24 protein-coding genes and 1 tRNA gene are annotated in these 24163 nt (G+C 68.0%); 14 read left to right on the forward strand and 11 right to left on the reverse strand.

The features are described from left to right. The first annotated feature begins 173 nt into the window (after positions 1-173). The 5 genes from C265_RS15405 to hemW all read left to right on the forward strand — a co-directional run bounded on the left by C265_RS15405 (position 174) and on the right by hemW (position 4852). Positions 174-1220, forward strand: coding sequence for a serine/threonine-protein kinase (locus C265_RS15405; RefSeq protein WP_010809227.1), 1047 nt, complete (start codon positions 174-176; stop codon positions 1218-1220). Between the two features lie 56 nt (positions 1221-1276). Beyond that, a complete protein-coding gene (locus tag C265_RS15410) occupies positions 1277-2191 on the forward strand; it encodes a PP2C family serine/threonine-protein phosphatase (protein ID WP_010809228.1) in 915 nt (304 codons plus the stop codon). 82 nt (positions 2192-2273) lie between these two features. Next, positions 2274-2993: a ribonuclease PH gene (rph, locus tag C265_RS15415; protein WP_010809229.1), complete on the forward strand. Its 720-nt coding sequence runs from the start codon at positions 2274-2276 to the stop codon at positions 2991-2993. A gap of 15 nt (positions 2994-3008) precedes the next feature. Next, positions 3009-3626 (forward strand): RdgB/HAM1 family non-canonical purine NTP pyrophosphatase, encoded by a 618-nt coding sequence (gene rdgB, locus C265_RS15420; protein WP_010809230.1) that lies wholly within the window; start codon positions 3009-3011, stop codon positions 3624-3626. Then, on the forward strand, positions 3623-4852 hold the full coding sequence (hemW, locus tag C265_RS15425) for a radical SAM family heme chaperone HemW (protein WP_010809231.1): 1230 nt from the start codon (positions 3623-3625) through the stop codon (positions 4850-4852). The genes rdgB and hemW overlap by 4 nt, the downstream gene beginning before the upstream one ends. Before the next feature lie 78 nt (positions 4853-4930). Here the strand turns inward: hemW and C265_RS15430 are convergent, their stop codons facing one another. Next, positions 4931-5428 carry a glycine zipper 2TM domain-containing protein gene (locus tag C265_RS15430; protein WP_010809232.1) on the reverse strand — a complete coding sequence of 166 codons (498 nt, stop codon included), beginning with the start codon at positions 5426-5428 and terminating at the stop codon, positions 4931-4933. Between the two features lie 287 nt (positions 5429-5715). Here C265_RS15430 and C265_RS15435 point away from each other — a divergent pair. Then, positions 5716-5805, forward strand: a tRNA-Ser gene (locus tag C265_RS15435). A 47-nt stretch (positions 5806-5852) separates the two neighbouring features. On the opposite strand, the gene C265_RS15440 is transcribed toward C265_RS15435, so the two are convergent. Genes C265_RS15440 through C265_RS15460 form a run of 5 tightly spaced genes read right to left on the reverse strand, consistent with a single transcriptional unit; the run spans position 5853 to position 9767 of the window. Next, the gene (locus C265_RS15440) at positions 5853-6224 is read right to left on the reverse strand and encodes a hypothetical protein (protein ID WP_010809233.1); all 372 of its coding nucleotides are present in this window, start codon (positions 6222-6224) and stop codon (positions 5853-5855) included. A gap of 40 nt (positions 6225-6264) precedes the next feature. Continuing rightward, positions 6265-7434 (reverse strand): betaine/proline/choline family ABC transporter ATP-binding protein, encoded by a 1170-nt coding sequence (locus C265_RS15445; RefSeq protein WP_010809234.1) that lies wholly within the window; start codon positions 7432-7434, stop codon positions 6265-6267. Then, positions 7431-8081 (reverse strand): ABC transporter permease, encoded by a 651-nt coding sequence (locus C265_RS15450; protein WP_010809235.1) that lies wholly within the window; start codon positions 8079-8081, stop codon positions 7431-7433. The genes C265_RS15445 and C265_RS15450 overlap by 4 nt, the downstream gene beginning before the upstream one ends. A gap of 10 nt (positions 8082-8091) precedes the next feature. Next, positions 8092-9024, reverse strand: coding sequence for a glycine betaine ABC transporter substrate-binding protein (locus tag C265_RS15455; RefSeq protein WP_246840208.1), 933 nt, complete (start codon positions 9022-9024; stop codon positions 8092-8094). Positions 9025-9050: 26 nt separating this feature from the next. After that, complete coding sequence (locus tag C265_RS15460) at positions 9051-9767, reverse strand: ABC transporter permease (protein WP_010809237.1); 717 nt, start codon at positions 9765-9767, stop codon at positions 9051-9053. A gap of 690 nt (positions 9768-10457) precedes the next feature. Between C265_RS15460 and C265_RS15465 the strand changes: the two genes are divergently transcribed. The 6 genes from C265_RS15465 (at position 10458) to C265_RS15490 (ending at position 17022) form a co-directional block, all read left to right on the forward strand. After that, on the forward strand, positions 10458-11390 hold the full coding sequence (locus C265_RS15465; RefSeq protein ID WP_010809238.1) for a pirin family protein: 933 nt from the start codon (positions 10458-10460) through the stop codon (positions 11388-11390). Positions 11391-11705: 315 nt separating this feature from the next. After that, positions 11706-13268: an ABC transporter ATP-binding protein gene (locus C265_RS15470; RefSeq protein ID WP_010809239.1), complete on the forward strand. Its 1563-nt coding sequence runs from the start codon at positions 11706-11708 to the stop codon at positions 13266-13268. Then, the gene (locus C265_RS15475; RefSeq protein ID WP_010809240.1) at positions 13261-14370 is read left to right on the forward strand and encodes an ABC transporter permease; all 1110 of its coding nucleotides are present in this window, start codon (positions 13261-13263) and stop codon (positions 14368-14370) included. The genes C265_RS15470 and C265_RS15475 overlap by 8 nt, the downstream gene beginning before the upstream one ends. 18 nt (positions 14371-14388) lie before the next feature. Then, entirely contained in the window at positions 14389-15309 is a 921-nt protein-coding gene (locus C265_RS15480) for an ABC transporter permease (protein ID WP_010809241.1), read from the forward strand. A gap of 59 nt (positions 15310-15368) precedes the next feature. Then, the gene (locus C265_RS15485) at positions 15369-16514 is read left to right on the forward strand and encodes a BMP family ABC transporter substrate-binding protein (RefSeq protein WP_010809242.1); all 1146 of its coding nucleotides are present in this window, start codon (positions 15369-15371) and stop codon (positions 16512-16514) included. 214 nt (positions 16515-16728) lie between these two features. Then, positions 16729-17022 carry a YkvA family protein gene (locus C265_RS15490; RefSeq protein ID WP_010809243.1) on the forward strand — a complete coding sequence of 98 codons (294 nt, stop codon included), beginning with the start codon at positions 16729-16731 and terminating at the stop codon, positions 17020-17022. Between the two features lie 75 nt (positions 17023-17097). Here C265_RS15490 and C265_RS15495 read toward each other — a convergent pair whose 3' ends face one another. Genes C265_RS15495 through C265_RS15510 form a run of 4 tightly spaced genes read right to left on the reverse strand, consistent with a single transcriptional unit; the run spans position 17098 to position 20305 of the window. Continuing rightward, positions 17098-18075: a quinone oxidoreductase gene (locus tag C265_RS15495; RefSeq protein WP_010809244.1), complete on the reverse strand. Its 978-nt coding sequence runs from the start codon at positions 18073-18075 to the stop codon at positions 17098-17100. Between the two features lie 41 nt (positions 18076-18116). Beyond that, entirely contained in the window at positions 18117-18518 is a 402-nt protein-coding gene (locus tag C265_RS15500; RefSeq protein WP_174549480.1) for a methylglyoxal synthase, read from the reverse strand. Between the two features lie 54 nt (positions 18519-18572). Continuing rightward, positions 18573-19361, reverse strand: a complete 789-nt coding sequence (locus C265_RS15505) for an SDR family oxidoreductase (protein ID WP_010809246.1) — start codon at positions 19359-19361, stop codon at positions 18573-18575. 56 nt (positions 19362-19417) lie between these two features. After that, entirely contained in the window at positions 19418-20305 is an 888-nt protein-coding gene (locus C265_RS15510; protein WP_037024398.1) for a DMT family transporter, read from the reverse strand. Positions 20306-20534: 229 nt separating this feature from the next. On the opposite strand from C265_RS15510, the gene C265_RS15515 reads away from it, so the two are divergent. Continuing rightward, positions 20535-21011 (forward strand): MarR family winged helix-turn-helix transcriptional regulator, encoded by a 477-nt coding sequence (locus C265_RS15515; RefSeq protein ID WP_010809248.1) that lies wholly within the window; start codon positions 20535-20537, stop codon positions 21009-21011. Positions 21012-21071: 60 nt separating this feature from the next. Here the strand turns inward: C265_RS15515 and C265_RS15520 are convergent, their stop codons facing one another. Next, positions 21072-23351 carry a xanthine dehydrogenase family protein molybdopterin-binding subunit gene (locus C265_RS15520; protein ID WP_010809249.1) on the reverse strand — a complete coding sequence of 760 codons (2280 nt, stop codon included), beginning with the start codon at positions 23349-23351 and terminating at the stop codon, positions 21072-21074. Positions 23352-23434: 83 nt separating this feature from the next. Between C265_RS15520 and C265_RS15525 the strand changes: the two genes are divergently transcribed. After that, positions 23435-24163, forward strand: a 729-nt coding sequence (locus C265_RS15525; protein WP_010809250.1) for a TetR/AcrR family transcriptional regulator, incomplete at its 3' end; no start/stop codon positions are given.

Genomic DNA, 24163 nt, shown 5'->3' on the forward strand with positions numbered 1-24163 from the left:
ATGGCGGCGGCCCCGGGCTGCTGGCGACCGGCGGGTCCCGCCTCGAGCGCCCCGTACGGGATTCCGGGGAGCTCTCAATACGTTGAAAGGAGGGCAACAATGCCCTTATTTGTGTTCTTTACAAGTGACCGATTAGCCCGGACAATCCGGAGGCAAATCAGGTCCCTATTCCCATGACAGAGCCAAAGGGCACGACACAACCGAAGAGTGCACCGCTGCCCGTCGGCACGCTGTTGTCCAACTATCGTATTGTAAAGAAGTTGGCCAGCGGGGGGTTCAGTTTCGTCTACCTGGCCACCGACGATACCGGCGCACCGGTTGCCATCAAGGAATACCTGCCGTCGTCGCTGGCGCGGCGCAACCCGGGCGAACTGATCCCCGTGGTGCCCGAGGAAAACGCCGCCGCGTTCCGGCTGGGCCTGAAGTACTTCTTTGAAGAGGGCCGCTCGCTGGCCCGCATCTCCCATCCCAGCGTGGTGCGCGTGGTGAATTTCTTCCGCGAGAACTCCACCGTCTACATGGTGATGAACTACGAGCTCGGCAAGACGCTGCAGGAGCACGTGCTGGCCGCCCGGCAGCAAGGCGGCCCCAAGGTGCTGCGCGAGCATTTCATGCGCAAGGTCTTCCACGACCTGATGAGCGGCCTGCGCGAGGTCCATATCCACAAGCTGCTGCACCTGGACATCAAGCCCGGCAACATCTACCTGCGCGAGGACGAATCCCCGATCCTGCTGGATTTTGGCGCCGCGCGGCAGACCCTGACGATGGAAGCGGCCCGCTTCCAGCCGATGTACACCCCCGGCTTTGCCGCGCCCGAGCTCTATGGCAAGCATTCCGACCTGGGCCCGTGGACCGATGTCTACAGCCTGGGCGCCACGCTCTATGCCTGCATGGCCGGCATGCCGCCGCAGGAAGCCAACCAGCGTGAAAAGGAAGACCGCATGGGCGATGCCCTGGCGCGGCTGCGCAGCAGCTACACCAACGGGCTGGTGGACCTGGTCGAATGGTGCCTGCGGCTGACGCCGGCCGAGCGCCCGCAGAGCGTGTTCCGGCTGCAGAAGGAGTTGCGCGAGCAGACCAACGCCCTCGGCGAACAGGCGCTGGCGCCGCAGACGCAAGCCCCGGCCCTGGCGCCGGCGGAGCGGCCCGCGGCGACCTCGCGCTTCCTGACCCTGCTGCGCCGGCGTGACGAACCCGTCCCCGGCGCGAGCGTCGACTGAATCACAAATCTGGCGCCCCGCTTGCGGCCAGTCCACTGAATTCCCTGAAAGCCAACATGCGATTCTCTGTCTACCAGGAAAGCAGGAAAGGCGGCCGCCGCGTCAACCAGGACCGCATGGGCTATTGCTTCACGCGCGACGCGCTGCTGATGGTGCTGGCCGACGGCCTGGGCGGCCATGCGCACGGCGAGGTCGCCGCGCAGCAGGCGCTGCAGACGCTGGCGCGCCAGTTCCAGGTGCAGGCGCGGCCCACGGTGCGCAACCCGGCCGAGTTCCTGCAGGACACCATCATGCTGGCCCACCGCGAGATCCACCGCTATGCCGAGGCCAACCAGATGGCGGACGTGCCGCGCACCACGGTGGTCTGCTGCCTTGTGCAGCAGGGCCAGATCTACTGGGCCCATGCCGGCGACTCGCGCTATTACCTGCTGCGCAAGGGCCGGCTGCTGACGCGCACGCGCGACCACTCCAAGATCGAGAACCTGCTGCAGCAGGAACGCGTGCTGCCGATGCATGTGGCCAACCACCCGGAGCGCAACAAGCTCTACAACTGCCTGGGCTCGCCCAACCTGCCGCTGATCGACCTGGGCGGCCCGGTGCGGCTGGAGCCGGGCGACGTGGCCCTGCTCTGCTCCGACGGCCTGTGGGGCGCGCTCGAAGAGCCCGCGCTGGTGGACAAGCTGTCGCGCCTGTCGGTGGTGCAGGCGGTGCCGGCGCTGATCGAGCAGGCGCTGCAGAACGCCGGCGAAGGTGCCGACAACACCACCGGCATCGCCATGATGTGGGAACTGGACAGCAATGCGGCGGGGCAGGATTCGGTCATGACCGACACCCTGCCGCTGAACGCCTTCACCACCTCGATCCTGGAGCGCACCGGCTCGGAAAGCGACCTGCTGTCCGAAGAGGAGATCGAGCGCTCGATCGCAGAGATCCGCGCCGCCATCGACAAGACCAGCAACCTGATGCGGTAATGCCCTCCCCGCGTGCGATGCGGCGCTCAAGGGCTGGCGGCGTTAGAATCGCGGTCTCTCCCCGATTCGGACAAACCATCCCATGCGACCCAGCGGCCGCGCAGCCGATGCGCTGCGTTCCATCAGCCTTACCCGCCACTACACCCGCCACGCCGAAGGCTCTGTCCTGTGTGCCTTTGGCGACACCAAGGTGCTTTGCACCGCCAGCGTGCTGGCCAAGGTGCCGCCGCACAAGAAGGGCAGCGGCGAAGGCTGGGTCACGGCCGAATACGGCATGCTGCCGCGCGCCACGCATACCCGCTCTGACCGCGAGGCCGCGCGCGGCAAGCAGACCGGCCGCACCCAGGAAATCCAGCGCCTGATCGGCCGCGCCATGCGCTCGGTGTTCGACCTGGCGGCGCTGGGCGAATACACCGTCCACCTGGACTGCGACGTGCTGCAGGCCGACGGCGGCACCCGCACCGCGGCCATTACGGGCGCCTTTGTCGCCGCCCATGACGCGGTTTCGACCATGCTGCGCGACGGCCTGATCGCCGCCAGCCCGATCCGCGACCATGTTGCCGCGGTCTCGGTCGGCATGGTCGACGGCGTGCCGGTGCTGGACCTGGACTACGCCGAGGACAGCAGCTGCGACACCGACATGAACGTGGTCATGACCGGCAGCGGCGGCTTTGTCGAGGTGCAGGGCACCGCCGAAGGCGCACCGTTCAGCCGCGCCGACCTGGACGCCATGACGCGCCTGGCCGAAGCCGGCATCGCCCGCCTGGTGCAGCACCAGCGCGAAGCGCTCGGCCTGGCCTGAGCAGCGGGACCCGCGATGCAACGCCTGGTACTGGCTTCCAACAACGCCGGCAAGCTGCGCGAATTCGGCGCGCTGCTGGCCCCGCTCGGCTTTGACGTGGTGCCCCAGGGCGAACTGGGCATTCCCGAGGCCGAAGAGCCCTTTGCCACCTTCGTCGAGAACGCGCTGGCCAAGGCCCGCCATGCCAGCCGGCTGGCCGGGCTGCCCGCGCTGGCCGACGATTCCGGCATCTGCGTGCAGGCGCTGGACGGCGCGCCCGGCGTCTATTCCGCGCGCTATGCGCAGATGGCCGGGCAGGCCAGGTCGGATGCCGCCAACAATGCGCACCTGGTCTCGCAACTGGCCGGCAAGCTGAACCGCCACGCGCACTACTACTGCGTGCTGGTGTTCGTGCGCCATGCCGAAGACCCCTGCCCGATCATTGCCGAAGGCCTCTGGCACGGCGAGGTCGTCGACGCGCCGCGCGGCGCGGGCGGCTTTGGCTACGACCCGCACTTCCTGCTGCCGCACCTGGGCAAGACCGCCGCCGAGCTATCGCCCGAAGAGAAGAACACGGTCAGCCACCGGGCCCAGGCGCTGCGCGCGCTGGTGGCACGGCTGCAGGCCGATGCCGCGCAAAGCGCCACCCGATGATCCCGATCGTACCGGTCTCCGCGTCCGTGCCCGTGGACAGCAAGCAGCTCTGGCTCAAGCCCGGGCAGATCAGCCTGCCCGGCTCGCCGCCGCTGTCGCTGTACGTGCATATCCCGTGGTGCGTGCGCAAGTGCCCGTATTGCGATTTCAACTCGCACGCCGCACCCGCCGACAACCACGAGATCCCGGAAGACATCTACCTGGACGCGCTGCGCGCGGACCTGGAGCAGTCGCTGCCGCTGGTGTGGGGCCGGCCGGTGCATACGGTCTTTATCGGCGGCGGCACGCCCAGCCTGCTGTCGGCGGCAGGCATGGACCGGCTGCTGTCGGATATCCGCGCGCTGCTGCCGCTGGATGCCGACGCCGAGATCACGATGGAGGCCAACCCCGGCACCTTCGAGGCCGACAAGTTCGCCAGCTACCGCGCCAGCGGCATCAACCGGCTATCGATCGGCATCCAGAGCTTCAACGACCGGCACCTCCAGGCGCTCGGGCGCATCCACGGCGGTGCCGAAGCGCGCAAGGCGATCGACATCGCCCAGGCCAGCTTCGACAACATCAACCTGGACCTGATGTACGCCCTGCCCGGCCAGACGCTGGATGAATGCCGGCAGGATGTGGAAGCCGCGCTGTCGTACGGCACCACGCACCTGTCGCTGTACCACCTGACGCTGGAGCCCAACACCCTCTTCGCCAAATTCCCGCCGGCGCTGCCGGACGACGACAGCGCGTACGAGATGCAGGACTGGATCGAAGCGCGCACCGCTCAGGCCGGCTACCGGCACTACGAAACCTCTGCGTACGCAAAGCCGCATCGCGAGGCGCGCCACAACCTGAACTACTGGCGCTTCGGCGACTACCTCGGCATCGGCGCCGGCGCGCACGGCAAGCTGTCGTTCCCGCATCGGATACTGCGCCAGATGCGGCACAAGCATCCGGCCACCTACATGGAGCGGGCGCTGGCCGGCAATGCCGTGCAGGAAGCGCGCGATGTCGGCGCCGACGAGCTGCCGTTCGAGTTCATGCTCAACGCGCTGCGCCTGACCGACGGCGTGCCGGCATCGAGCTTCCACGACTACACCGGGCTGCCGCTGCATACCATCAGCAAGCAGCTGGCCGAGGCGGAAAAGAAGGGGCTGCTGGAAGCGGACCTGACCACCATCCGCGCCACCGAGCTGGGCCGGCGCTTCCTCAACGACCTGCAGGAGATGTTCCTGAAGGACTGAGCGCCGACGGGCACCGGTACAAAAAAAAGCCACGCGATGCGTGGCCTTTTACATGCTGGCAAACGTCAGGCTGGCATGTCAGTACGGCGTTGCCATGTCATTGGCCACGCGTGCGCGCATGCCCACCTGCAGGTTGCCCAGGCTCGACTGGGTCACCGTGGCGATGCGGCCATCATCCAGGCGCACGTTGACGCGGTACGCGGTCTGGGTGTTGCTGCCCGCGCGCTTCTCGATCTGGTTGCCGGCCACGGCGCCGACCACGGCACCGCCGATGGTCGCCGCGGTCTGCCCGCGTCCGCCGCCGATCTGGTGGCCCAGCAGGCCGCCGGCCGCACCGCCGATCACGGTGCCGAGCAGGCCCGAGCTGCCTTGCGTACTGGTGATCGGTTCAATCGATTCCACGCGGCCGTAGTACACCGCGCCAGCCGGGGCCTGCGAGGTGTTGGGAGTCTGGTACCCCGGAGGCGGGGCGTTGTAGCCGGTGTTGTAGCCGCTGTCATACGGAGCGGCACAACCGGCCAGCACAGCCGCTGCAGCCACCGGAACGATCAGCCATTTCTTGCTATGGATTCGCATTTTGAGTTCTCCTCTGTTGCCAGGCGAAAGCCGGGGATGCGGCACACACCGCGCCATCCGGCACGACAATATGAGCGATGCCGGCGTGTGAAGGTTCCGTAATGTCAGACAGACGCCGACATCCGCGGCAGCGGATGTGGCAGGAAGTTTACGCGCGCTTGCGTGCCGCAACACAAGACCACCATCGATCCACGCGAGCCTTGTATAATGCGCGGCCTGACCGTCGGGTCTGCAGGCGGCAGCGCGCCGGGCCCATGCCCTTTCGCGCTACAATGCCCGCACTTCCAGGAAGCGTGGCCGAGTGGTTTAAGGCAGCAGTCTTGAAAACTGCCGATGGGGTGACCCATCCGTGAGTTCGAATCTCACCGCTTCCGCCAGACAAGAGAAACGGCCCGCACCAGTAACTGGTGCGGGCCGTTCTTCATTAGAGATCGCCGTGCAGGTCTTGCGTCAGCAGACGGTACGCCTCGGCTTCTGAAATCCTGAGCCGGTACTTGCACGCCAGCACGCGCGCCAGGCCATGCGCCGCGCCCGGCGGGCTGTGCCGCAATTGTTCGCGGTAGGCCTCCACTTCATAGCGCAGGCGCCAGCGCCGGCTGGCCAGGTAGAGCACGCCCATCAGGCCCCAGCTGCGCCAGAACTGGCGCACATGCACCTTCTCATGCTCGATCAGCGCCTGGCTGGCGCCGGGGCGCAGCAGGATCAGCGGACCGGGCGTGAAGCCGTCAAACCCGCGCGGTATCAGCCAGCGGGTTTCGACGACCAGGCACAAGGGCGAGCGGCAATAGCGGAGCATGCACCTAGCATAGCGCGGATGCCGCCGCCCTGCCGCTGGCTCAGGCCGCCGCCCGCAGCGGCGCGGAAGCGGAGGCGGCCAGCACCCCGGCCTGCCCGCGCGAACGTCCCGAGCTCAGGTACCCTGCGATCGATTCCTGCGTGACCTCGCCCAGGTAGGCGCCGTCCGCGCCCATCACCGGCAGCCAGCTGGTGTTGTGCTGGTACATGCGCGACAGCACGATGCGCAGGTGCTCGTCGAAGGCCGCGGTGACGGCGAACGGGCGCATCACGTCGCTGCACTGCCCCTTGCCGGATCGCGCATCGCGGCGCGTGACGTAGCCCAGCGCGACCTGGGCGTCGTCCACCACCGGCAGGTGGCGCACGTCGGCATCGTCCATCACGCCCAGCGCTTCGGCCAGCGGCATGTCGGGGCGGCAGCTCGGCGGCATGGTGGCGGCGTCGCCGGCGCGCACCAGCAGCAGTCGCTTGAGGGTGTTGTCATGTCCGACGAAGGCCTGCACGAACTCATCGGCCGGATGCGCCAGCAGCGCGTCGGGATGGTCGAACTGCACCAGCTTGCCGCGGCGGAACACCGCCACCTTGTCGGCCAGCTTGATCGCTTCGTCGATATCGTGCGAGACCATGATCACGGTCTTGCCGAGCTGGCGCTGCATCTGCAGGAATTCGTTCTGGATGCTCTCGCGGTTGATCGGGTCGACCGCGCCGAAGGGCTCGTCCATCAGCAGCAGCGGCGCGTCGGCCGCCAGCGCGCGGATCACGCCGATGCGCTGCTGCTGCCCGCCGGAGAGCTCGCGCGGATAGCGCGTCAGCAGCCGGTTGGGATCGAGCTGCACCATCGCCATCAGCTCGCGCGCGCGCTCGCGGCATTGCTTCTTGTCCCAGCCGAGCAGGCGCGGCACCACCATGATGTTCTCTTCGATGGTCATGTTGGGGAACAGGCCGATCTGCTGAATTACGTAGCCGATCTTGCGGCGCAGGGTCACGCCGTCAAGGCCGCGCGTATCCTCGCCCTCGATGCGCACCGTGCCCGAGGTCGGCTCGATCAGCCGGTTGATCATCTTCAGCGTGGTGGTCTTGCCGCAGCCCGAGGGGCCGAGGAAGACGCAGATCTCGCCGCGCGGCACCGTCAGCGACACGGTGTCGACGGCGCGCGTTTCGGTGCCGTCTTTCTGCGGGAAGGACTTGGTGAGTTGGTCGAGTTCGATCATATGCGGATTCCCTTTGGCGTCAGTGCCCGCTGCAACCACTGCAGGAAGGCGTCCGCCACGATGGCGAGCAGGCTGACCAGGACCGCGCCCACGGCCAGCTTGCTCATGTTGCTCTGGCTGATCGCCTGCAGGATCAGCACCCCAAGGCCACCCGCGCCGATGATGGCGGCAATGGTGGCAACCCCGATATTCATCACCACGGCGGTACGCACGCCGCCGAGGATCACCGGCACCGCCAGCGGCAGGTCCACCAGCCGCATGCGTTGCCAGGCGGTCATGCCGATGCCGCGCCCCGCTTCCTGGATGCCGGGGTCGACATTGGCCAGCGCGGTGTAGGTGTTGCGCATGATCGGCAGCAGCGAGTACAGGAACACCGCCGTCACCGCGGGCACGTAGCCGAGCGCATGGCCGAAGCGCGCGAAGATCGGGATCATCAGCCCGAACAGCGCGATCGACGGCAGCGTCAGCACGATCGTCGCCAGCGCCAGCAGCGGCGTGGCCAGCGCGCGGAAGCGCGTGATCACGATGCCCATTGGCACCCCGATCAGGATCGCCAGCCCCACTGCCGAGCCCACCAGCGCCAGGTGCTCGCCGGTCATTTTCAGCAGCGTGGGCCAGCTGTGCTGCAGGTAAGAGAACAAGTCCATGCGGCCTCCCTCAGATCAGTCCGTGGCTGCGCAGGAAGTCCTCCGCGACCTTGTCCACCGGCTGCTGGCCGATGTCCACCTTGTAGTTCATGTCGGTCATGCTCTCGTTGTCGAGCTTGGCAGCGAGTGCATTGAGCAGGCCGGCCAGTTCCGGATGCTTGTCGAGCACCGGCTTGCGCACCACCGGCACCGCGTTGTACGGCGGGAAGAAGTGCAGGTCGTCTTCCAGCAGCACCAGGTCGAAGCCCTTGACGCGGCCGTCGGTCGCATAGACCAGGCCCAGCTCCACCTGGTTGTTCTTCAGTGCGGTGTAGACCAGGCCCGGGTCGAGCTGGATCACGTCGCGGCGCGAGAACGGCAGCTTGTACAGCGCCTTGAGCGGCTCCAGGCCGTCCGGGCGCGCAGCGAATTCCATGTCGACCGCGAACGGGTGGCTGGCGTCGGCGCCGGCGCGGCGCATCTGCTCGGCAAAGCCCGACAGCGTGGTCACGCCGCTGGCCGCGCGTTCCTTTGGCATCGCCAGCGCATAGGTGTTGTTGATGTTCGAGGCATCGAGCCACACCAGCCCGCGCGCGCCGTCCATCTGCTTGACGCGCTCGTAGCTTTCCCTGGCGCCGAGTTTTTCCTGGACCTTGTTGAACACGATCAGCGCGGTGCCGGTGTAGTCCCACACCACGTCGAGCTGGTTGCTCTCCATCGCCTGGCGCATCAGCGTGCTGCCCAGGCCGGCGGTCAGTTCGGTGGTGAGGCCCTTGGCGCGCAGGTATTTCGAAGTCATCGACGACAGCAGCAGCTGCTCGGTGAAGTTCTTGCCGCCCACGCGGATCGGCGTGGCCTCTGCACGCGCTTCAGGCGCAGTGGCCAGCGCCAGCCCCGCCGCAAAAGCGGTGACGGCAGCCACCACCAGGGCGACGCGCCGGGCACGGCGGCGGATGAATTGCATCTGGTTTTCCATTTCGGTCCCCATGTTCAGCGCGCCAGGCCGCGCCGGCGCAGGTACAGCTGGCCGGCGGCGGCAAAGAGCGCGTCCAGGGCCAGCGCCAGCAGCGCCGTGGCGGCCGCGCCCAGCAGCAGCAGCGGCTGGTTGTTCAGGTAGATGCCCGGGAAGATCAGCTCGCCCAGGCTGTTGGCACCGATCAGGAAGGACAGCGGCACCGTGCCCACGTTGATGACCAGGGCGATGCGGATGCCGGCCAGCATCACCGGCAGCGCGTTGGGCAGTTCCACTCGCACCAGGCGCTGCACCGGCGTCATGCCGATGCCACGCGCCGCTTCCAGCAGCGTGGGCGAGACATTGCGCAGGCCTTCGTAGGTGTTGCGCACGATCGGCAGCAGCGAGGCCAGCCACAGCGCCAGGATGGCGGGCCGCTCGCCGATGCCGAGCACGGCCAGGGCCAGCGCCAGCACCGCCAGCGACGGCACGGTATTGCCCACGTTGAAAACCTGCATCAGGCGGTCGGCCCAGCGGCGCATGCACGGGCGGCTCAGCGCGATGCCGGCCGGGATGCCGGTGGCCAGCGCCAGCGTCATGGACAGCACCACCAGGCGCAGGTGGTCGGCCACGTCGTAGAGCAGGCGCTCCTGGTACTGGCGAATCACATCGACGCCGATCCATGCCACCAGTGCAGCCAGCGCGGCCAGCGTCAGTCCTGCCCAGGCGAAGGCCCGTGCCGATTGCTTTGACATACTCTCCCCTTTTCCGAAACCGAAAAGCGCGCAGCACGCCACTTCCCGGCGATGGAAAACAATATGGGCTGGTGCGTGCGGAGATAGGGCGCCACCAGTCCCGGTTCAGATTGCATTGCCGCCATGACCGGCACGATTGCCGGCGGACGGTCTGTGGATTCCTCCGCCGTGGGCGGGAAGTCCGATTGACGGGATGCCGGGTTGGATTGGCAGTCCCTGAAGCGGCGCAACCGGCGACGCAAAGTTGTTGCGATCGGTTGGCCAGTGGCAGCGCAAATATTGAAGTTTTCCGACGCGCCGCCGGTCCATCGGCCGTTGACTGGCAAGGGCTGGCGAGGTTTTGACACCCCGCATCTCACCTCAACGGATGACAAAGAGAGCTCTATTATAGCGATCTTCATCGATCCTGTCATCTTCCCGCATTTTTCCGGCCTTCCTGCGCCGATCTTGCGCGAATTGGCGGCAGTGGGACGGCATGTTCGGCCGTGCATTAGCCGGCACACGGCGACCTCCCGGATCGTTCTGAATTCGAAAGAACCTGAACCACCAGTCGGTACGCCAGCAGAACAATCTGTTGCCCGGCGACCCTCTACTCTTTCCGCGCCAAAACACTAAATTGACGAGGTAGCTGAAACGACGGGGAAACCAGCCCGGCCATTGCCGCGCGGAACCCGCCCACAGGAGAAAGACATGGACACCCTTGCCACCACCTTCGCCACCGTTCCCGCCGCCGCCGCCGAAACCGTGCAACGCTCGCGCGCCGTGGACCGCGTGGTGCGGGGCATCGCCACCTCGGACGGCGCCGGCGTCAAGCTGACCCGCGTGCTGACGCAGAACCTGCAGCGCCGGCTGGACCCGTTCCTGATGCTCGATGCCTTCGGCACCGACAGCAAGGACGACTACATCGGCGGCTTCCCCGATCACCCGCACCGCGGCTTCGAGACCATCACCTACATGCTGGCCGGGCGCATGCGCCATCGCGACAGCGCCGGCAACGAGGGGCTGCTGCAGAACGGCGGCGCGCAGTGGATGGTGGCAGGCGCAGGCGTGGTCCACTCGGAAATGCCCGAGCAGGAAGACGGCCGCATGGAAGGCTTCCAGCTATGGCTGAACCTGCCGGCCGCGGACAAGATGACCGCGCCGTGGTACCGCGACCTGCCCGCCGCCGAGATCCCGACGGTGGCGCTGGACAACGGCGCCACGGTGCGCGTGCTGGCGGGCGCCACGCACGGCGTGGCCGGCGCGATCACGCGCCCGGTGACCGAGCCGGTCTACCTGGACGTGCACCTGCCGGCCGGCCAGACCTTTGCGCAGGCGCTGCCGGCCGGGCACAACGCGTTCGTCTACGTGTACCGGGGCGAGGTTTCGATCGGCAGCGGCGACGACCGCGCCGTGATCGAGGCCCAGCGCATGGGCGTGCTGGACAACGCCGGCCAGTCTGACGGCGTCATCGTCAGGGCCGAGGCCGACGCGCGCTTCCTGCTGATCGCGGGCCAGCCGCTGAACGAGCCGATCGCGCAGTACGGGCCGTTCGTGATGAACACGCAGGAGCAGATCTACCAGACCCTGGCGGATTTCCGCGACGGGCGCTTCGCCACCAGCGCCGCCACCACCGGCGCCTGAGCCCTGCCGGCGAGCGGCCGCCCTGGCCGCCCGCCGCTGCTCCAGTCCAGCCGCTGGCTCCGCAAGGAGCCGGTGGCTTTTTTTCGTGCTGTGGCCGGCACGCGACTTGCAACCACCCCCAAACCGTTGCAGGGACTGGAATGACGCCGGAATCGGCCCGCCCGGTGTCCTGTCACTTATATAATCCATCACCAATATCGGGCATCACCAAACCATGATGAATGCTGCAATGCGTCGCGGCGATGCTGCGCCACGCACTGCCGCGCTGTTGACTCATCCCACGTTGCTGCCATCACAACAACCCGAGCCGCCTCAGTGACATCACAACTCCCTCCCAGGCTGGCGCTGGCCCATATCAGCAAGCGCTACCCGGGCGTCGTCGCCAATGACGACGTCAGCCTCAGCGTCGCCCCCGGCGAGATCCATGCCGTGCTGGGTGAAAACGGCGCAGGCAAATCCACCCTGATGAAGATTATCTTTGGCGCGGTCCGTCCGGATGCCGGCGAGATGCACTTCAACGGGGCGCCGGTCACCATCAACAGTCCGCACGACGCCCGCAACCTGGGCATCGCCATGGTGTTCCAGCATTTCTCGCTGTTCGACACGCTGACCGTGACCGAGAACATCGCACTCGGCCTGCCCGCCGGACAGCAAGGCAACATGAAGCAGCTGGCCGAGCGCATCCGCGCCACCGCCGAGCGCTACGGGCTGCCGCTGGAGCCGAACCGCCATGTGCATACGCTGTCGGTCGGCGAGCGCCAGCGCGTGGAGATCGTGCGCGCGCTGCTGGCCAATCCGCAGTTGCTGATCCTGGACGAGCCCACCTCGGTGCTGACCCCGCAGGCAGTGGAAACGCTCTTCGTCACGCTGCGCCAGCTGGCCGCCGAAGGCACCAGCATCCTCTACATCAGCCACAAGCTCGACGAGATCCGCGCACTGTGCCATCAGGCCACCGTGATGCGCATGGGCAAGGTCACCGGCGTGTGCGATCCGCGCCAGGAAACCGCGGCCTCGCTGTCGCGGCTGATGATCGGCGGCGAGCCCCCGCGCGAGACGCGCGTGGCTGCCGAGCGCGGCCCGGTGCGGCTCAGCGTGCAGGGCCTGTCGCTGCCGCGCGCGCATGCCTTCGCGACCGAGCTGAGCAGGATCTCGCTGGATGTCCACGCCGGCGAGATCGTCGGCATTGCCGGCGTGTCCGGCAACGGGCAGCAGGAGCTGCTGGCCGCGCTGTCCGGTGAAGACACACGCGCAGACAACATGTCGGTGCAGCTCGGCGGCAAGCCAGTCGGCCGGCTCGATGCGCGCCAGCGCCGGCGCGCGGGCCTGGCCTTCGTGCCGGAAGAGCGCCTGGGCCGCGGCGCGGTGCCGGGCATGAGCCTGGCGACCAATATCCTGCTGTCGCACCAGACGCCACCCTATGTGAGGCAAGGCATGATTTCGCCCGGCGCGGCCACCGGGCTGGCTTCGGCCGTGATCAGCCGCTTCCGCGTCAAGGCCAGCGGGCCGCACGCGCTGGCGCGCAGCCTGTCGGGCGGCAACCTGCAGAAATTCATTGTCGGCCGCGAGATCGAAAGCGGCCCTAAGGTACTGATCGTGGCGCAACCGACCTGGGGTGTGGACGTTGGCGCCGCGGCGCAGATCCACAACGAGATCCTGGCGCTGAAGGCCACCGGCTGCGCCATCCTGGTGGTGTCGGAAGAGCTCGACGAGCTGTTCGCGATCTGCGACCGGCTGCACGTGATCGCCAAGGGCCGCTTGTCGCCTTCGGTGCCGGCCGAGACCGCGACGCGCGAGCAGATCGGCCTGTGGATGAGCGGACTGTGGCAAGGCGGGCCCGCCCAGGCGCAATCCGGCGCGGAGGTGGCAAGCCATGGCTGATGTGCGACAACTGCTGCCCCGCTCCCCCCTCTCGCTGGCGCCGCGTGGCCTGCCCTCGCGCACCATGGCCTATGCCTCGCCGGTGGTCGCACTGGCGCTGACGCTCCTGTTCGGCGCGCTGCTGTTCCTGGTGCTCGGCAAGGACCCCGTGGCCGCGCTCAAGGTCTTCCTGGCCGATCCGCTGCGCGACCAGCGCGCCATCGGCGAGGTGCTGCTCAAGACCGTGCCGCTGGTGCTGTGCGCACTCGGCCTGTCGGTGTGCTACCGCGCCAACGTGTGGAATATCGGCGCCGACGGGCAGCTGATTGCCGGCGGCATCTGCGCCGGCGCCACCGTGCTTTACTTCGATGTGCCGGGCCAGGCCATGAACGGCACCGTGGTGCTGGTGCTGGCCTCACTCGCCGGCATGGTCGGCGGCATGCTGTGGGCCTCGCTCACGGCGGTGCTCAAGGACAGGTTCAACGCCAACGAGATCCTGGTCTCGCTGATGCTCACCTATATCGCGCAGCAGCTGCTGCTGTGGGTGGTCAACGGGCCGCTGAAGGATCCCAACGGCATGAACTTCCCGCAGTCGAAGGTGTTCTCGTCCGAGTACCTGCTGCCCAACCTGATGTCGGGCTCGCGCCTGCATGCCGGCTTTGCCGTGATGCTGGTGCTGGTGGCGGTGATGACCGTGTTCGTGTTCCGCAGCTTTGCCGGCTACCGCCTGCAGGTGGGCGGCACCGCGCCGGCGGCGGCGCGCTACGCGGGTTTCTCGGCGCGCAGCGCGCTGTGGAGCGCACTGCTGATCTCGGGCGCCACCGCGGGCCTGGCGGGCGCGTTCGAAGTGACCGGCCCGATCGGCCAGCTGCTGCCGTCGATCTCGCCGGGCTACGGCTTCACCGCCATCATCGTCGCCTTTATCGGCCGGCTGCATCCGGTCGGCACGGTCTTCGGCGGCATCATGATGTCGCTGTTCTATATCGGCGGCGAGATGGCGCAATCGCGCCTGGGCCTGCCGTCGGCCATTGGCTGGGTGTTCCAGGGCATGCTGCTGTTCTTCCTGCTGGCCTGCGACACGCTGATCGAAAACCGCCTGCGCTGGCGCGCCACCACGGCCTGAGCGGAGCTACAGAACAATATGGAACAACTCGCTCCCCTTATCGCCACCGCCATCAACGCCGGCACGCCGCTGCTGCTGGCCGCGCTGGGCCTGCTGATCAACGAGCGCTCGGGCGTGCTCAACCTCGGCGCCGAAGGCATGATGCTGGTCGCCGCGGTGGCCGGCTTCATGGTCGGCTACCAGACCCAGTCGCCGCTGCTCGGCTTTGCCGCCGGCGCGCTCGCCGGCATGCTGATGGCCACGCTGTTCTCGTGGCTGGCGCTGGTGCTGGCCACCAACCAGGTCGCCACCGGCCTGGCGCTGTCGATCTTCGGCACCGGCCTCTCGGCCTTCATGGGCCAGCGCTTTGTCGGCTTCGCCATGCCGGCGCAGGCCAAGGCCGTGCCCGGCCTGGCCGACCTGCCCTTCTTCGGGCCGGCCTTCTTCCAGCATCACTGGATGGTGTATTTCAGCCTGCTGCTGTGCTTTGCCATCATGTGGTTCCTGTTCCGCACGCGCGCGGGGCTGACCTTGCGCGCGATCGGCGAAGCGCCGGAGTCGGCGCACGCGCTGGGCTACCCGGTGCGCACCATCCGCTTTGGCGCGCTGCTGTTCGGCGGCGCCTGCTGCGGGCTTGCCGGCGCCTACCTGTCGCTGGTGTACACGCCGATGTGGGTCGAGAACCTGGTCGCCGGTCGCGGCTGGATCGCGCTGGCGCTGACCACCTTCGCCACCTGGCGCCCGGGCCGCGTGCTGGTGGGCGCGTGGCTGTTCGGCGGCGTGACCATCCTGCAGTTCTACCTGCAAGGGATCGGCGTGTCGGTGCCGTCGCAGTTCCTGTCGATGCTGCCGTACGCGGCCACCATCGTGGTGCTGGCGCTGATCTCGCGCAACCCGGCCTGGATCCGGCTGAACATGCCGGCCTCGCTGGGCAAGCCCTTCCGGCCCGGCAATGCCTGAGCCTCGAGTTTTTTGACGGAAATCCCTGAGCTACCAACAATTCATCACAAGGAGAAATCATGATCGTCACGCGCAGGAAGACCCTGGCGGCCCTGGCCGCCACCGCCTTGCTGACCCTCGCGGGCTGCGGCAAGAAAGAGGCCGACAAGCCTGCCGAGACGGCGGGCGCGGCCTCCGCGCCCGCGGCCGAGCAGAAGGCCGAGCCGCTCAAGGTCGCCTTCGTCTATATCGGGCCGGTCGGCGATGCCGGCTGGACCTTCGCGCATGACAACGGCCGCAAGGCCGTGGAAGAGAAGTTCGGCGACAAGGTCAAGACCTCCTTCGTCGAGAACGTGCCCGAATCAGCGGCCGACGCCGAGCGCGTGTTCCGCGACCTGGCCAGCCAGGGCAACAAGCTGATCTTCGGCACCACCTTCGGCTACATGGAGTCGATGCTCAAGGTCGCCAAGGAATTCCCGGACGTAAAGTTCGAGCACGCCACCGGCTTCAAGACCGCCGAGAACCTGGCCCAGTACGACGTGCGCACTTATGAAGGCGCCTACCTGGCGGGCGTGGTCGCGGGCAAGATGAGCAAGACCGGCAAGATGGGCGTGGTGGCATCGGTGCCCATCCCCGAGGTGATCCGCAATATCGACTCGTTCACGCTGGGCGCGCGCAGCGTCAACCCCAAGGCCACGGTCAAGGTGGTGTGGGTCAACAAGTGGTTCGATCCGGGCAAGGAGCGCGAAGCCGCCACCACGCTGATCGGCCAGGGCGTCGACATGCTGATGCAGAACACCGACTCCGCCGCCGTGGTGCAGACCGCGCAGGAAAAGGGCGTGCACGCCTTCGGCTGGGACAGCGACATGAGCAAGTTCGGCGACAAGGCCCACCTGGCCGCGTCGGTGATCTCGTGGGGCGTCTACTACAACAAGGTGGTGGAAGACGTGCTGAACAAGCAGTGGAAGAACAGCACCACGTGGTGGGGCCTGAAGGAAGGCATGATCGACCTGAAGAGCTTCAACGCCGATGTGCCGGCTGACGTCAAGGCGCTGGTCGAAGAGCGCAAGAAGGGCATCGCCGACGGCAGCGCGCCGATCTGGAAGGGTCCGATCAAGGACAACACCGGCAAGGAACAGCTGGCCAAGGACCAGGTGGCCGACGACGGCTTCCTGCATGGCGTGAAGTTCTACGTCGAAGGCGTGGAAGGCAAGATCCCGGGCTGATTCGCCACGCAGCCCAGCCGCGCGCCGGTGACGGTGCGCGGCGCCCGCCTCCGCCGCGCGGGGGCGGAATCGCCACAATTCCCCGCCCTGCCGCCCGTTCCGGGCACCCTCCCCGCACCGCCCATACCTTGCGGAACTTGAAGCCGCCGATAACGGCCCAAGCTATCTGTGCATGCGCCAGTAACCGGCGCCCGCAATGTGAAGGAGGCCTCTCATGTGGAAGCGATTTTCGGCCCTGTGGACGCTGGTTCGCCGCGACGGGCGCCTGTTCTGGTACGCGCTGCGCCATCCGGACGCGCCGCCCTGGCTCAAGCCCGCCGCCATCGGGCTGCTGCTCTACGCAATCTCGCCGATCGACCTGGTCCCCGACGTGGTCGCGGGCCTGGGCATTGTCGATGACGTGGTGCTGATTCCGCTGGCGGTGCACCTGATCCTGAAGCGCCTGCCGCCGCATATCCTGCGCCAGGCGCAGACGCGCGCCACCGCCACCACGGTCCGGCCGCACTGACGGCATCGCTCAAAGCCAAAGCCCCGGGGCAGCGCCTGCCGCCCCGGGGCTTTTGCTTGCCTGCCTGGCTGTTGCTCAGTTCGGCAGCAGGATGGTCGAGCCCGTGGTCTTGCGCGCTTCCAGGTCGCGATGCGCTTGCGCCACCTCAGACAGCGCGTAGCGCTGGCGGACGTCGATCTTCACCTTGCCGGTGGCCACGGCGTCGAACAGGTCGGCCACCATCGGCTCCAGCAGTTCGCGGTGCACCACGTAGGTCATCAGCGTCGGCCGCGTCAGCCGCAGCGAGCCCTTGTTGCCCAGCACCGACAGGTCGAACGGCGGCACCGGGCCCGAGGCGTTGCCGAAGCTGACCATGGTGCCGCGCGGCGCCAGGCAGTCGAGCGAGCCCTGGAAGGTGTCCTTGCCGATCGAGTCATAGACCGCCGGCACCCCCTTGCCGTTGGTGATCTCCCTGACCCGCTCCACGAACGACTCACGCGTGTAGACGATGGTGTGGGCGCAGCCGTTGGCGCGCGCCAGTTCGGCCTTCTCGTCGCTGCCGACGGTGCCGATCACGGTCACGCCGAGCGCCTTGAGCCACTGACTCGCAATCAGGCCGACGCCGCCGGCGGCGGCATGCAGCAGCACCGTGTCGCCCGGCTGCACCTTGTAGCTGTCGCGGATCAGGTACTGCGCCGTCAGGCCCTGCAGCATCATCGCCGCGGCGGTGTCGAACGGGATCGCATCGGGCAGCCGCACCACGATATCGGCCGGCATCACCCGCACCTGCGCGTAGGCGCCGGTGGGTCGGCCAGCGTAGGCCACGCGGTCGCCCACGGCGACGTGGCGCACGCCCTCGCCCACCGCTTCGACCACGCCGGCGCCTTCCATGCCCAGCCCGCCCGGCAGCGGCTGCTTGTACAGCCCGGTGCGGAAATAGACATCGATGTAGTTCAGGCCCACCGCCTCATGGCGCACGCGCAGCTGGCCGGGGCCGGGCTCGCCCACCTCGACATCGACCCACTGCATGACTTCGGGACCGCCGGTCTGCTCGATCCGGATGGCTTTGCTCATCTGTGTCGCTCCTTCGCTATGGTGTTGCATCGATCGGGAATTCAGCTGGCCGCCGCTTCGTCGACCTCGCGGGCAAGCCCGGCGATCAACAGCTCGGCAGTGGCCACGTTGGTGGCGCAGGGCACGTTGTGCACGTCGCAGGCGCGCACCAGCGCGTTGATATCGGGTTCATGCGGCTGCGGCGTCATCGGGTCGCGCAGGAACACCACGGCGCGCACCAGGCCTACGGCCAGTTGCGCGCCGATCTGCAGGTCGCCGCCCCACGGCCCCGACAGCATGCGCGTCACCTCCAGCCCGACCTCGTCGATCAGGCGCCCGCCGGTGGTGCCGGTGGCCAGCAGCTCGCACTGCGAAAGGAAGGCGCGGTGGCGCGTGGCGAAGGCAACGATGTCGTCCTTCTTGTGGTCGTGGGCGATCAACGCGATGCGGGGGCGAGTCATCAGGGGTTCCTTGTTGCGGGGTCGGTGAACGTCAGGAAACAGGAGAAAGCAGCGGGATCAGAAGGTGCCCGGGTAGGCGCCGCCATCGAGCAGGATGTTCTGCCCGGTGATGTAGCCGGCATGGCGGCTGCACAGGAACGCGCAGGTGGCGCCGAACTCGGCCGGCTCGCCGAAGCGGCGCGACGGGTTCGCCGCGGCGCGGCGCTGCGCCACCTCATCGACGCTCAGGCCAGCCTTCTTGGCGCCGCCTTCCATGGTCTTGAGCAGGCGGTCGGTGTTGAACGGGCCCGGCAGCAGGTTGTTGATGGTCACGCCGTGCTGCGCCACTTCGCGCGCCACGCCCGCGACAAAGCCGGTCAGGCCCGAGCGCGCGCCATTGGACAGGCCCAGCACATCGATCGGCGCCTTGACCGCGCCGCTGGTGATATTGATGATGCGGCCCCACTTGCGCGCGATCATGCCGTCGACAGTGGCCTTGATCAGCTCGATCGGGGTCAGCATGTTGGCGTCCAGCGCGGCCAGCCAGTCGCTGCGCTCCCAGTCGCGGAAGTTGCCCGGCGGCGGGCCGCCGGCGTTGTTGACCAGGATGTCGAGGTCGCCCAGCTTGGCCACGGCGTCCAGCGCCGCCTTGCGGCCTTCGGGCGTGGTGATGTCGGTCGCCACCGCGATCACGCGGCGGCCATGGCGCGCGCGCAGGCCGGCCGCGGCCTTCTCCAGCGCCTCGGCGCCGCGCGCCACGATCACCACGTCAACACCCTCGGCCGCCAGCGCGTCGGCGCAGGCAAAGCCCAGGCCCTTGCTGGCGCCGCATACCAGCGCATGCTTGCCGCGCAGTCCCAGATCCATGTCTTTCTCCTTTTGTCTGTTGTCTTTGGGGGGCCAGCTCCGGGGCCGGCCCGGAATCACGTCTTTCTTGCCGACAGCAAATACATGCCGCCCATCACCAGCGCGCTGCCGGCCAGCTGCACGCCGCTGACGGGCTCGCCCAGCAGCCAGAAGGCCAGGAACAGCGTCGACACCGGGCCGATCATGCCCGCCTGCGACGCCATCGGCGCGCCGATGCGCGACACCGCCACCATGGTCAGCGACACCGGCAGCACGGTGCAGAACACTGCATTGACGAGTGACAGCCACATCACCGGAGCCGGCTGCGCCAGTTCCGCCACCGGCCGGCCCAGTACCAGGTACTGGATCACGCAGCAGGCGGTCGAGACGCACATCGCATACGCCACCAGCCGCAGCGAGCCGATACGCCGCACCAGTTCGCCGCTCAGGATCAGGTAGATACCATAGGTCATGGCGCTGCCCAGCACCAGCGCGCCGCCCAGCCACACCTGGCTGCCGCTGACGTCCAGGTCATGCGCGAATACCAGCACGATGCCGGCGTAGGCGAGCAGCAGCGACAGCCACTGGCGCATGGCGATCGGCCGGCGGAACACCAGCGCGGTGGCCAGCAGCACGAACGACGGCGTCAGGAACAGGATCAGCCGCTCCAGCCCGGCGGTGATGTATTGCAGGCCGATGAAATCGAGGAAGCTCGACAGGTAGTAGCCGATAAAGCCGAGAAACACCACGCGGCCGCGATCCGCCCACGACAGCGGCGCCAGCCGGCGCGACTGCCACCAGCCGATCGCCATGAACAGCGGCACCGCGAACAGCATGCGCAGCGTGATCACCATCACCGCATCGACGTTGTAGCGGTACATCAGCTTGGCGACGATCGCCTTGGCGGAGAACAGCACCGCGCCGACGGCGGCGATGACAAGGCCCGAGCGCTGCGGCGACGGCAGCGCGGCAGGTGCGGCGAGAGACTTCTGGGAGGCGGGCACGGGGAATACAGGGGAAAGCGGGCGGGCACGTCGGCCCCGCGAAACGACCCGACGATTGTATTCGAAAAGACGCAATGGCATCGGGCATCACCTCGGCGGCTCCGGCCACCTTCCCGGCCACCTTCCCGGCCACCTTTCCTGCCCCCTTCCTCGGTATACTCTGGGTCACCTTACCCACTGCACCAGGTTCGTGCCCCAGCCCTCCGACCCGCCTTCCGGCAAGACCGCCGCAGACTACGACTTCACCGAGCAGGTGGGCCACCTGCTGCGGCGCGCCTACCAGCGCCATGTGGCGATCTTCCAGCAGACCATCCCGGATTCGCAGCTGACCGCGGCACAGTTCGTGGTGCTGTGCGCGGTCAGGGACCGCCAGCCGTGTTCGATGAACGAGGTGGTGCGCGCCACCGCCATCGACCAGGCCACGGTGCGGGGCATCATCGACCGGCTGAAGTCGCGTGAGCTGATTGCGGTGTCGCACGATCCCACTGACCGGCGCAAGGTGGTGGTGACGGTCACGCCCGACGGGCTGGCACTGATCGATGAGACCGTGCCGTTTGCGAAGGAAATCTCGGAGCAGACCTTCGGCAGCCTGAATCCGGCCGAGCGTGTGGCGGTGACTTACCTGCTGCGCAAGATGAGTGAGATCGACGAGGGGAACGGCGTCTAGGGCCCGCGGACGCCGAGGGTTTTCTCCCCTCTCCCGCTTGCGGGAGAGGGGAGAAAACTGTCAGCTATTCATCGCCGCCAGCGCCGCCAGCACCGTCTCGGGCACGAACGGCGGCCGGCGCAGCCGCACCCCCAGCGCATCGAACAAGGCGTTGGCAAGCGCCGGCGCGCCCGGCAGCGAGGCCGATTCGCCCGCGCCCAGCGGCGGCTCCGACTGGCGCGGCATCAGCACCACTTCAATCGGCGGGATTTCCGGGAAGGTCAGCAGCGGATAGCTGCCCCATTCGCGGCTGGCGACCCCATCCGCATCGAAGCGCACCTGCTCCTTCAGCACCCGGCTGAGGGTCTGCACCACGTTGCCGTGGATCTGGTGGCGCACGCCATCGGGATTGACCATCATGCCGGTATCCTGCCCGACCACCACCTTCTCAATGGTGATGCGGCCGCTGCCGGCATCCACCGCCAGGTCCACCACCCAGGCCGACCAGGCTGCGCCGAAGCCCGGGAAACGGCTGTGGATATAGCGGGCATAGGCCACGCCCCGGCCGCGCAGCCGGCCTTCGGCATCCGCGATGCCCCGCGATCCGGCCACGCCCCGCTGCCAGCCAGCCACTTCAGCCACGGCACGCAGCAAGGCCGCGGCACGTACATCCGGCAGGTGCCGCAACCGGAAATCCACGGGATCGGCACCCGCCTCTGCCGCCAGCTCATCGATCACGCACTCATGCGCAAACGCATTGGGCAGCGCCGACACGCCACGCAGCCAGGACGCGCGCACGATCGCGGGGGTGTCGTCGCAACCTATGCGGCGCGCGCCATACGCGTATGGCGGCACGGCGGTGCGATCGCCCATCTCCAGCGTGCGCGGCGCGTTGGGCACGGCACCGGTCAGCACCAGCGCCAGCGTGGGCGCATCGTTGGACGGATAGCGGCTGGTGAAGTCATAGCCAAGCAGCGCGCCGTCCGGCCCCAGCGTGGCGCTGACGTCCATCAGCTGGGCCGCGCCCTTGGGCTCCCACAGGTGTTCCTGTTCGCGCGATAGCTGCACGCGCACGGGCCGCCCGACCGCGCGCGACAGCAGTGCCGCGTCGGCGCAGACATCGTCGGCGCAGTTGCGCCCGTAGCAGCCGGCGGCCTCCATGCGCACGACCTCGATGCGGTCTTCGCCGAGCCCGCACAGCCTCGCCAGGTCGATGCGCAGCACATGCGGGTTCTGCGTGCCGGACCACACCGTCAGGCCATCGTCATGCCAGTCGGCCACGGCGCATGACGGGCCGATCGAGCCATGCATCTGGTACGGCCAGACAAAGCGCCGCTGCAAGACCGTGCCGGCGCCGCTTGCCGGCGGCTCCCCGTCGGACAGCAACTCGCGCCGCGTGGCCGGATTGGCGCGCAGCGCGGGCTCCGGATCGTCCAGCGCGGGCAGCGGCGGCACCGGCTTCCAGCGCACGCGCAGCCGGCGCGCGGCCTGGACCGCGTATTCCTCGCGCTCGGCCACCACGCCGACAAAATCGCCCTGCACCACCACATCGACCAGGCCGGGCACGTCGCGCACGGAGTCGCGGTCGACTTCCAGCAGGCTGTTGCCGACAAAGTCGCCGCTGTCGCGCCCGGCATACGGCGGCCGCACCACGCGGCCATGCAGCATGCCGGGCACGCGCACGTCGTGGACAAAGGTCAGCGCGCCGCGCACCTTGCCGGGAATATCGACGCGGCCCGCGGCGCGGCCGACGATGCGGTAGGACTCGACCGGCTTGGTCGGTATGTCTTCGGCCAGCGGCAGTTCCAGGTGCTCGCCGGCAAGCAGCGCGCCATAGCCGATGCTGGCCTGCGTGCCGGGATCGCGGAACACGCCGTCCTCTGCCTCCAGACCGCCGGCCTCCACGCCGAGCCGCTGCGCGGCACGCGCCCGCAGCCACGCACGCGCCTGTGCCGCGGCGCGGCGCAACGGCAGCGCCGAAATCTGGATCGATGCGCTGGCGATAGTGGGACCCTGGTTGGGGGTGGCTTCGGTATGGCCAAGCACCATGCGTACGCGTTCGAGCGGCACGTCGAGTTCTTCCGCCACGATCTGCGCCAGGGCCGTGCGGATGCCGGTGCCGAGGTCGACGTGGCCATTGAAGGCCAGCACCTCGCCGCTGTCGCGCACGGCAATGAAGATGTCCGGCAGCGCCGGCACGTAGTCCGAAGCCGCGCCGGGCTGGCCCGGCGCGGGCCGCGGCGCCGCCTGCGGGGCGCGCGTCACCAGCAGCACGCCGGTGGCCTGCAGCAGCGCCAGCCGCAGCGTGCGCGGCGTTTCGGCGTCGGCCTGTGCCGAGGGTTGCAGGTTGGTTGCCGTCATCGTTCTGCCATCTCCTTCACCGGCTGCGCCCCGGGGCGCCCGTTATACTGCAAGCCAACAGTGGAATAGCCCAAGCATCGACCATGACGATCACGACCGCGCCCAAGCCAACCGCAAAGCGGGCGCCAGCCGGCACGCGGGCCAGACAAGCGCAGGACAGCCGCGACCGCATCCTGAAGGCTGCGATCAAGGTCTTCGCCCAGCGCGGCTACGACGGGGGCCGCATCGAACGCATCTCGTCGCTGGCCAAGACCTACGACCGGATGATCTATTACTACTTCGGCAGCAAGGAAAAGCTGTTTGTCGAAGTACTGGAGACCATCTACCTGCAGCTCAATGAAGCCGAGCAGCAGCTGGAACATGAGCTCGACGCCGCCGACCCCGTGCGCGCGCTGTCGCAGCTGATCGACTTCGTCTGGCAGTACTACCTCGACCATCCGGAGTTCGTCGCCATCCTGACCAGCGAGAACATGAGCCAGGGCAAGCACGCGAAGAAGTCGGTGCGGCTGCGCGAGATCTCCAGCTACGCGCTGTCGGTGCTCGACGGCATCCTCGCGCGCGGCAAAGCCGCGGGGCTGTTCCGGCCCGACGCGGGCGCGCGCGATGTCTATATGGTGATCGCTTCGCTTGGCTACTTCTACAACTCCAACCATCATACGCTCAGCGCCTTCCTGGGCGAACCCATGATGAGCCCGCCCGCGCTGGCGCACTGGCGCGATGTGATCCAGCAGACGGTGCTGCGCGCCGTGGCCGTGCCCGGCGCGGTGCCGGATGCGGATGTGGCGCCGCCGGCCGCGCAGCGCAAGCCGGCC

This window comes from Cupriavidus sp. GA3-3 (genome assembly GCF_000389805.1).
Taxonomy (GTDB): domain Bacteria; phylum Pseudomonadota; class Gammaproteobacteria; order Burkholderiales; family Burkholderiaceae; genus Cupriavidus; species Cupriavidus necator_D.

Excerpts from the sequence above, each read along its gene's own strand:
- hemW (WP_010809231.1), top strand. The coding sequence starts at position 3,623 with ATGATCCCGATCGTACCGGTCTCCGCGTCCGTGCCCGTGGACAGCAAG.
- rph (WP_010809229.1), top strand. The coding sequence starts at position 2,274 with ATGCGACCCAGCGGCCGCGCAGCCGATGCGCTGCGTTCCATCAGCCTT.
- C265_RS15495 (WP_010809244.1), bottom strand. The coding sequence starts at position 18,075 with ATGAGCAAAGCCATCCGGATCGAGCAGACCGGCGGTCCCGAAGTCATG.
- C265_RS15475 (WP_010809240.1), top strand. The coding sequence starts at position 13,261 with ATGGCTGATGTGCGACAACTGCTGCCCCGCTCCCCCCTCTCGCTGGCG.
- C265_RS15445 (WP_010809234.1), bottom strand. The coding sequence starts at position 7,434 with ATGATCGAACTCGACCAACTCACCAAGTCCTTCCCGCAGAAAGACGGC.
- C265_RS15450 (WP_010809235.1), bottom strand. The coding sequence starts at position 8,081 with ATGGACTTGTTCTCTTACCTGCAGCACAGCTGGCCCACGCTGCTGAAA.
- C265_RS15490 (WP_010809243.1), top strand. The coding sequence starts at position 16,729 with ATGTGGAAGCGATTTTCGGCCCTGTGGACGCTGGTTCGCCGCGACGGG.
- C265_RS15505 (WP_010809246.1), bottom strand. The coding sequence starts at position 19,361 with ATGGATCTGGGACTGCGCGGCAAGCATGCGCTGGTATGCGGCGCCAGC.
- C265_RS15480 (WP_010809241.1), top strand. The coding sequence starts at position 14,389 with ATGGAACAACTCGCTCCCCTTATCGCCACCGCCATCAACGCCGGCACG.
- C265_RS15465 (WP_010809238.1), top strand. The coding sequence starts at position 10,458 with ATGGACACCCTTGCCACCACCTTCGCCACCGTTCCCGCCGCCGCCGCC.
- C265_RS15440 (WP_010809233.1), bottom strand. The coding sequence starts at position 6,224 with ATGCTCCGCTATTGCCGCTCGCCCTTGTGCCTGGTCGTCGAAACCCGC.
- C265_RS15520 (WP_010809249.1), bottom strand. The coding sequence starts at position 23,351 with ATGACGGCAACCAACCTGCAACCCTCGGCACAGGCCGACGCCGAAACG.
- C265_RS15430 (WP_010809232.1), bottom strand. The coding sequence starts at position 5,428 with ATGCGAATCCATAGCAAGAAATGGCTGATCGTTCCGGTGGCTGCAGCG.
- C265_RS15485 (WP_010809242.1), top strand. The coding sequence starts at position 15,369 with ATGATCGTCACGCGCAGGAAGACCCTGGCGGCCCTGGCCGCCACCGCC.
- C265_RS15410 (WP_010809228.1), top strand. The coding sequence starts at position 1,277 with ATGCGATTCTCTGTCTACCAGGAAAGCAGGAAAGGCGGCCGCCGCGTC.
- rdgB (WP_010809230.1), top strand. The coding sequence starts at position 3,009 with ATGCAACGCCTGGTACTGGCTTCCAACAACGCCGGCAAGCTGCGCGAA.
- C265_RS15405 (WP_010809227.1), top strand. The coding sequence starts at position 174 with ATGACAGAGCCAAAGGGCACGACACAACCGAAGAGTGCACCGCTGCCC.
- C265_RS15455 (WP_246840208.1), bottom strand. The coding sequence starts at position 9,024 with ATGCAATTCATCCGCCGCCGTGCCCGGCGCGTCGCCCTGGTGGTGGCT.
- C265_RS15460 (WP_010809237.1), bottom strand. The coding sequence starts at position 9,767 with ATGTCAAAGCAATCGGCACGGGCCTTCGCCTGGGCAGGACTGACGCTG.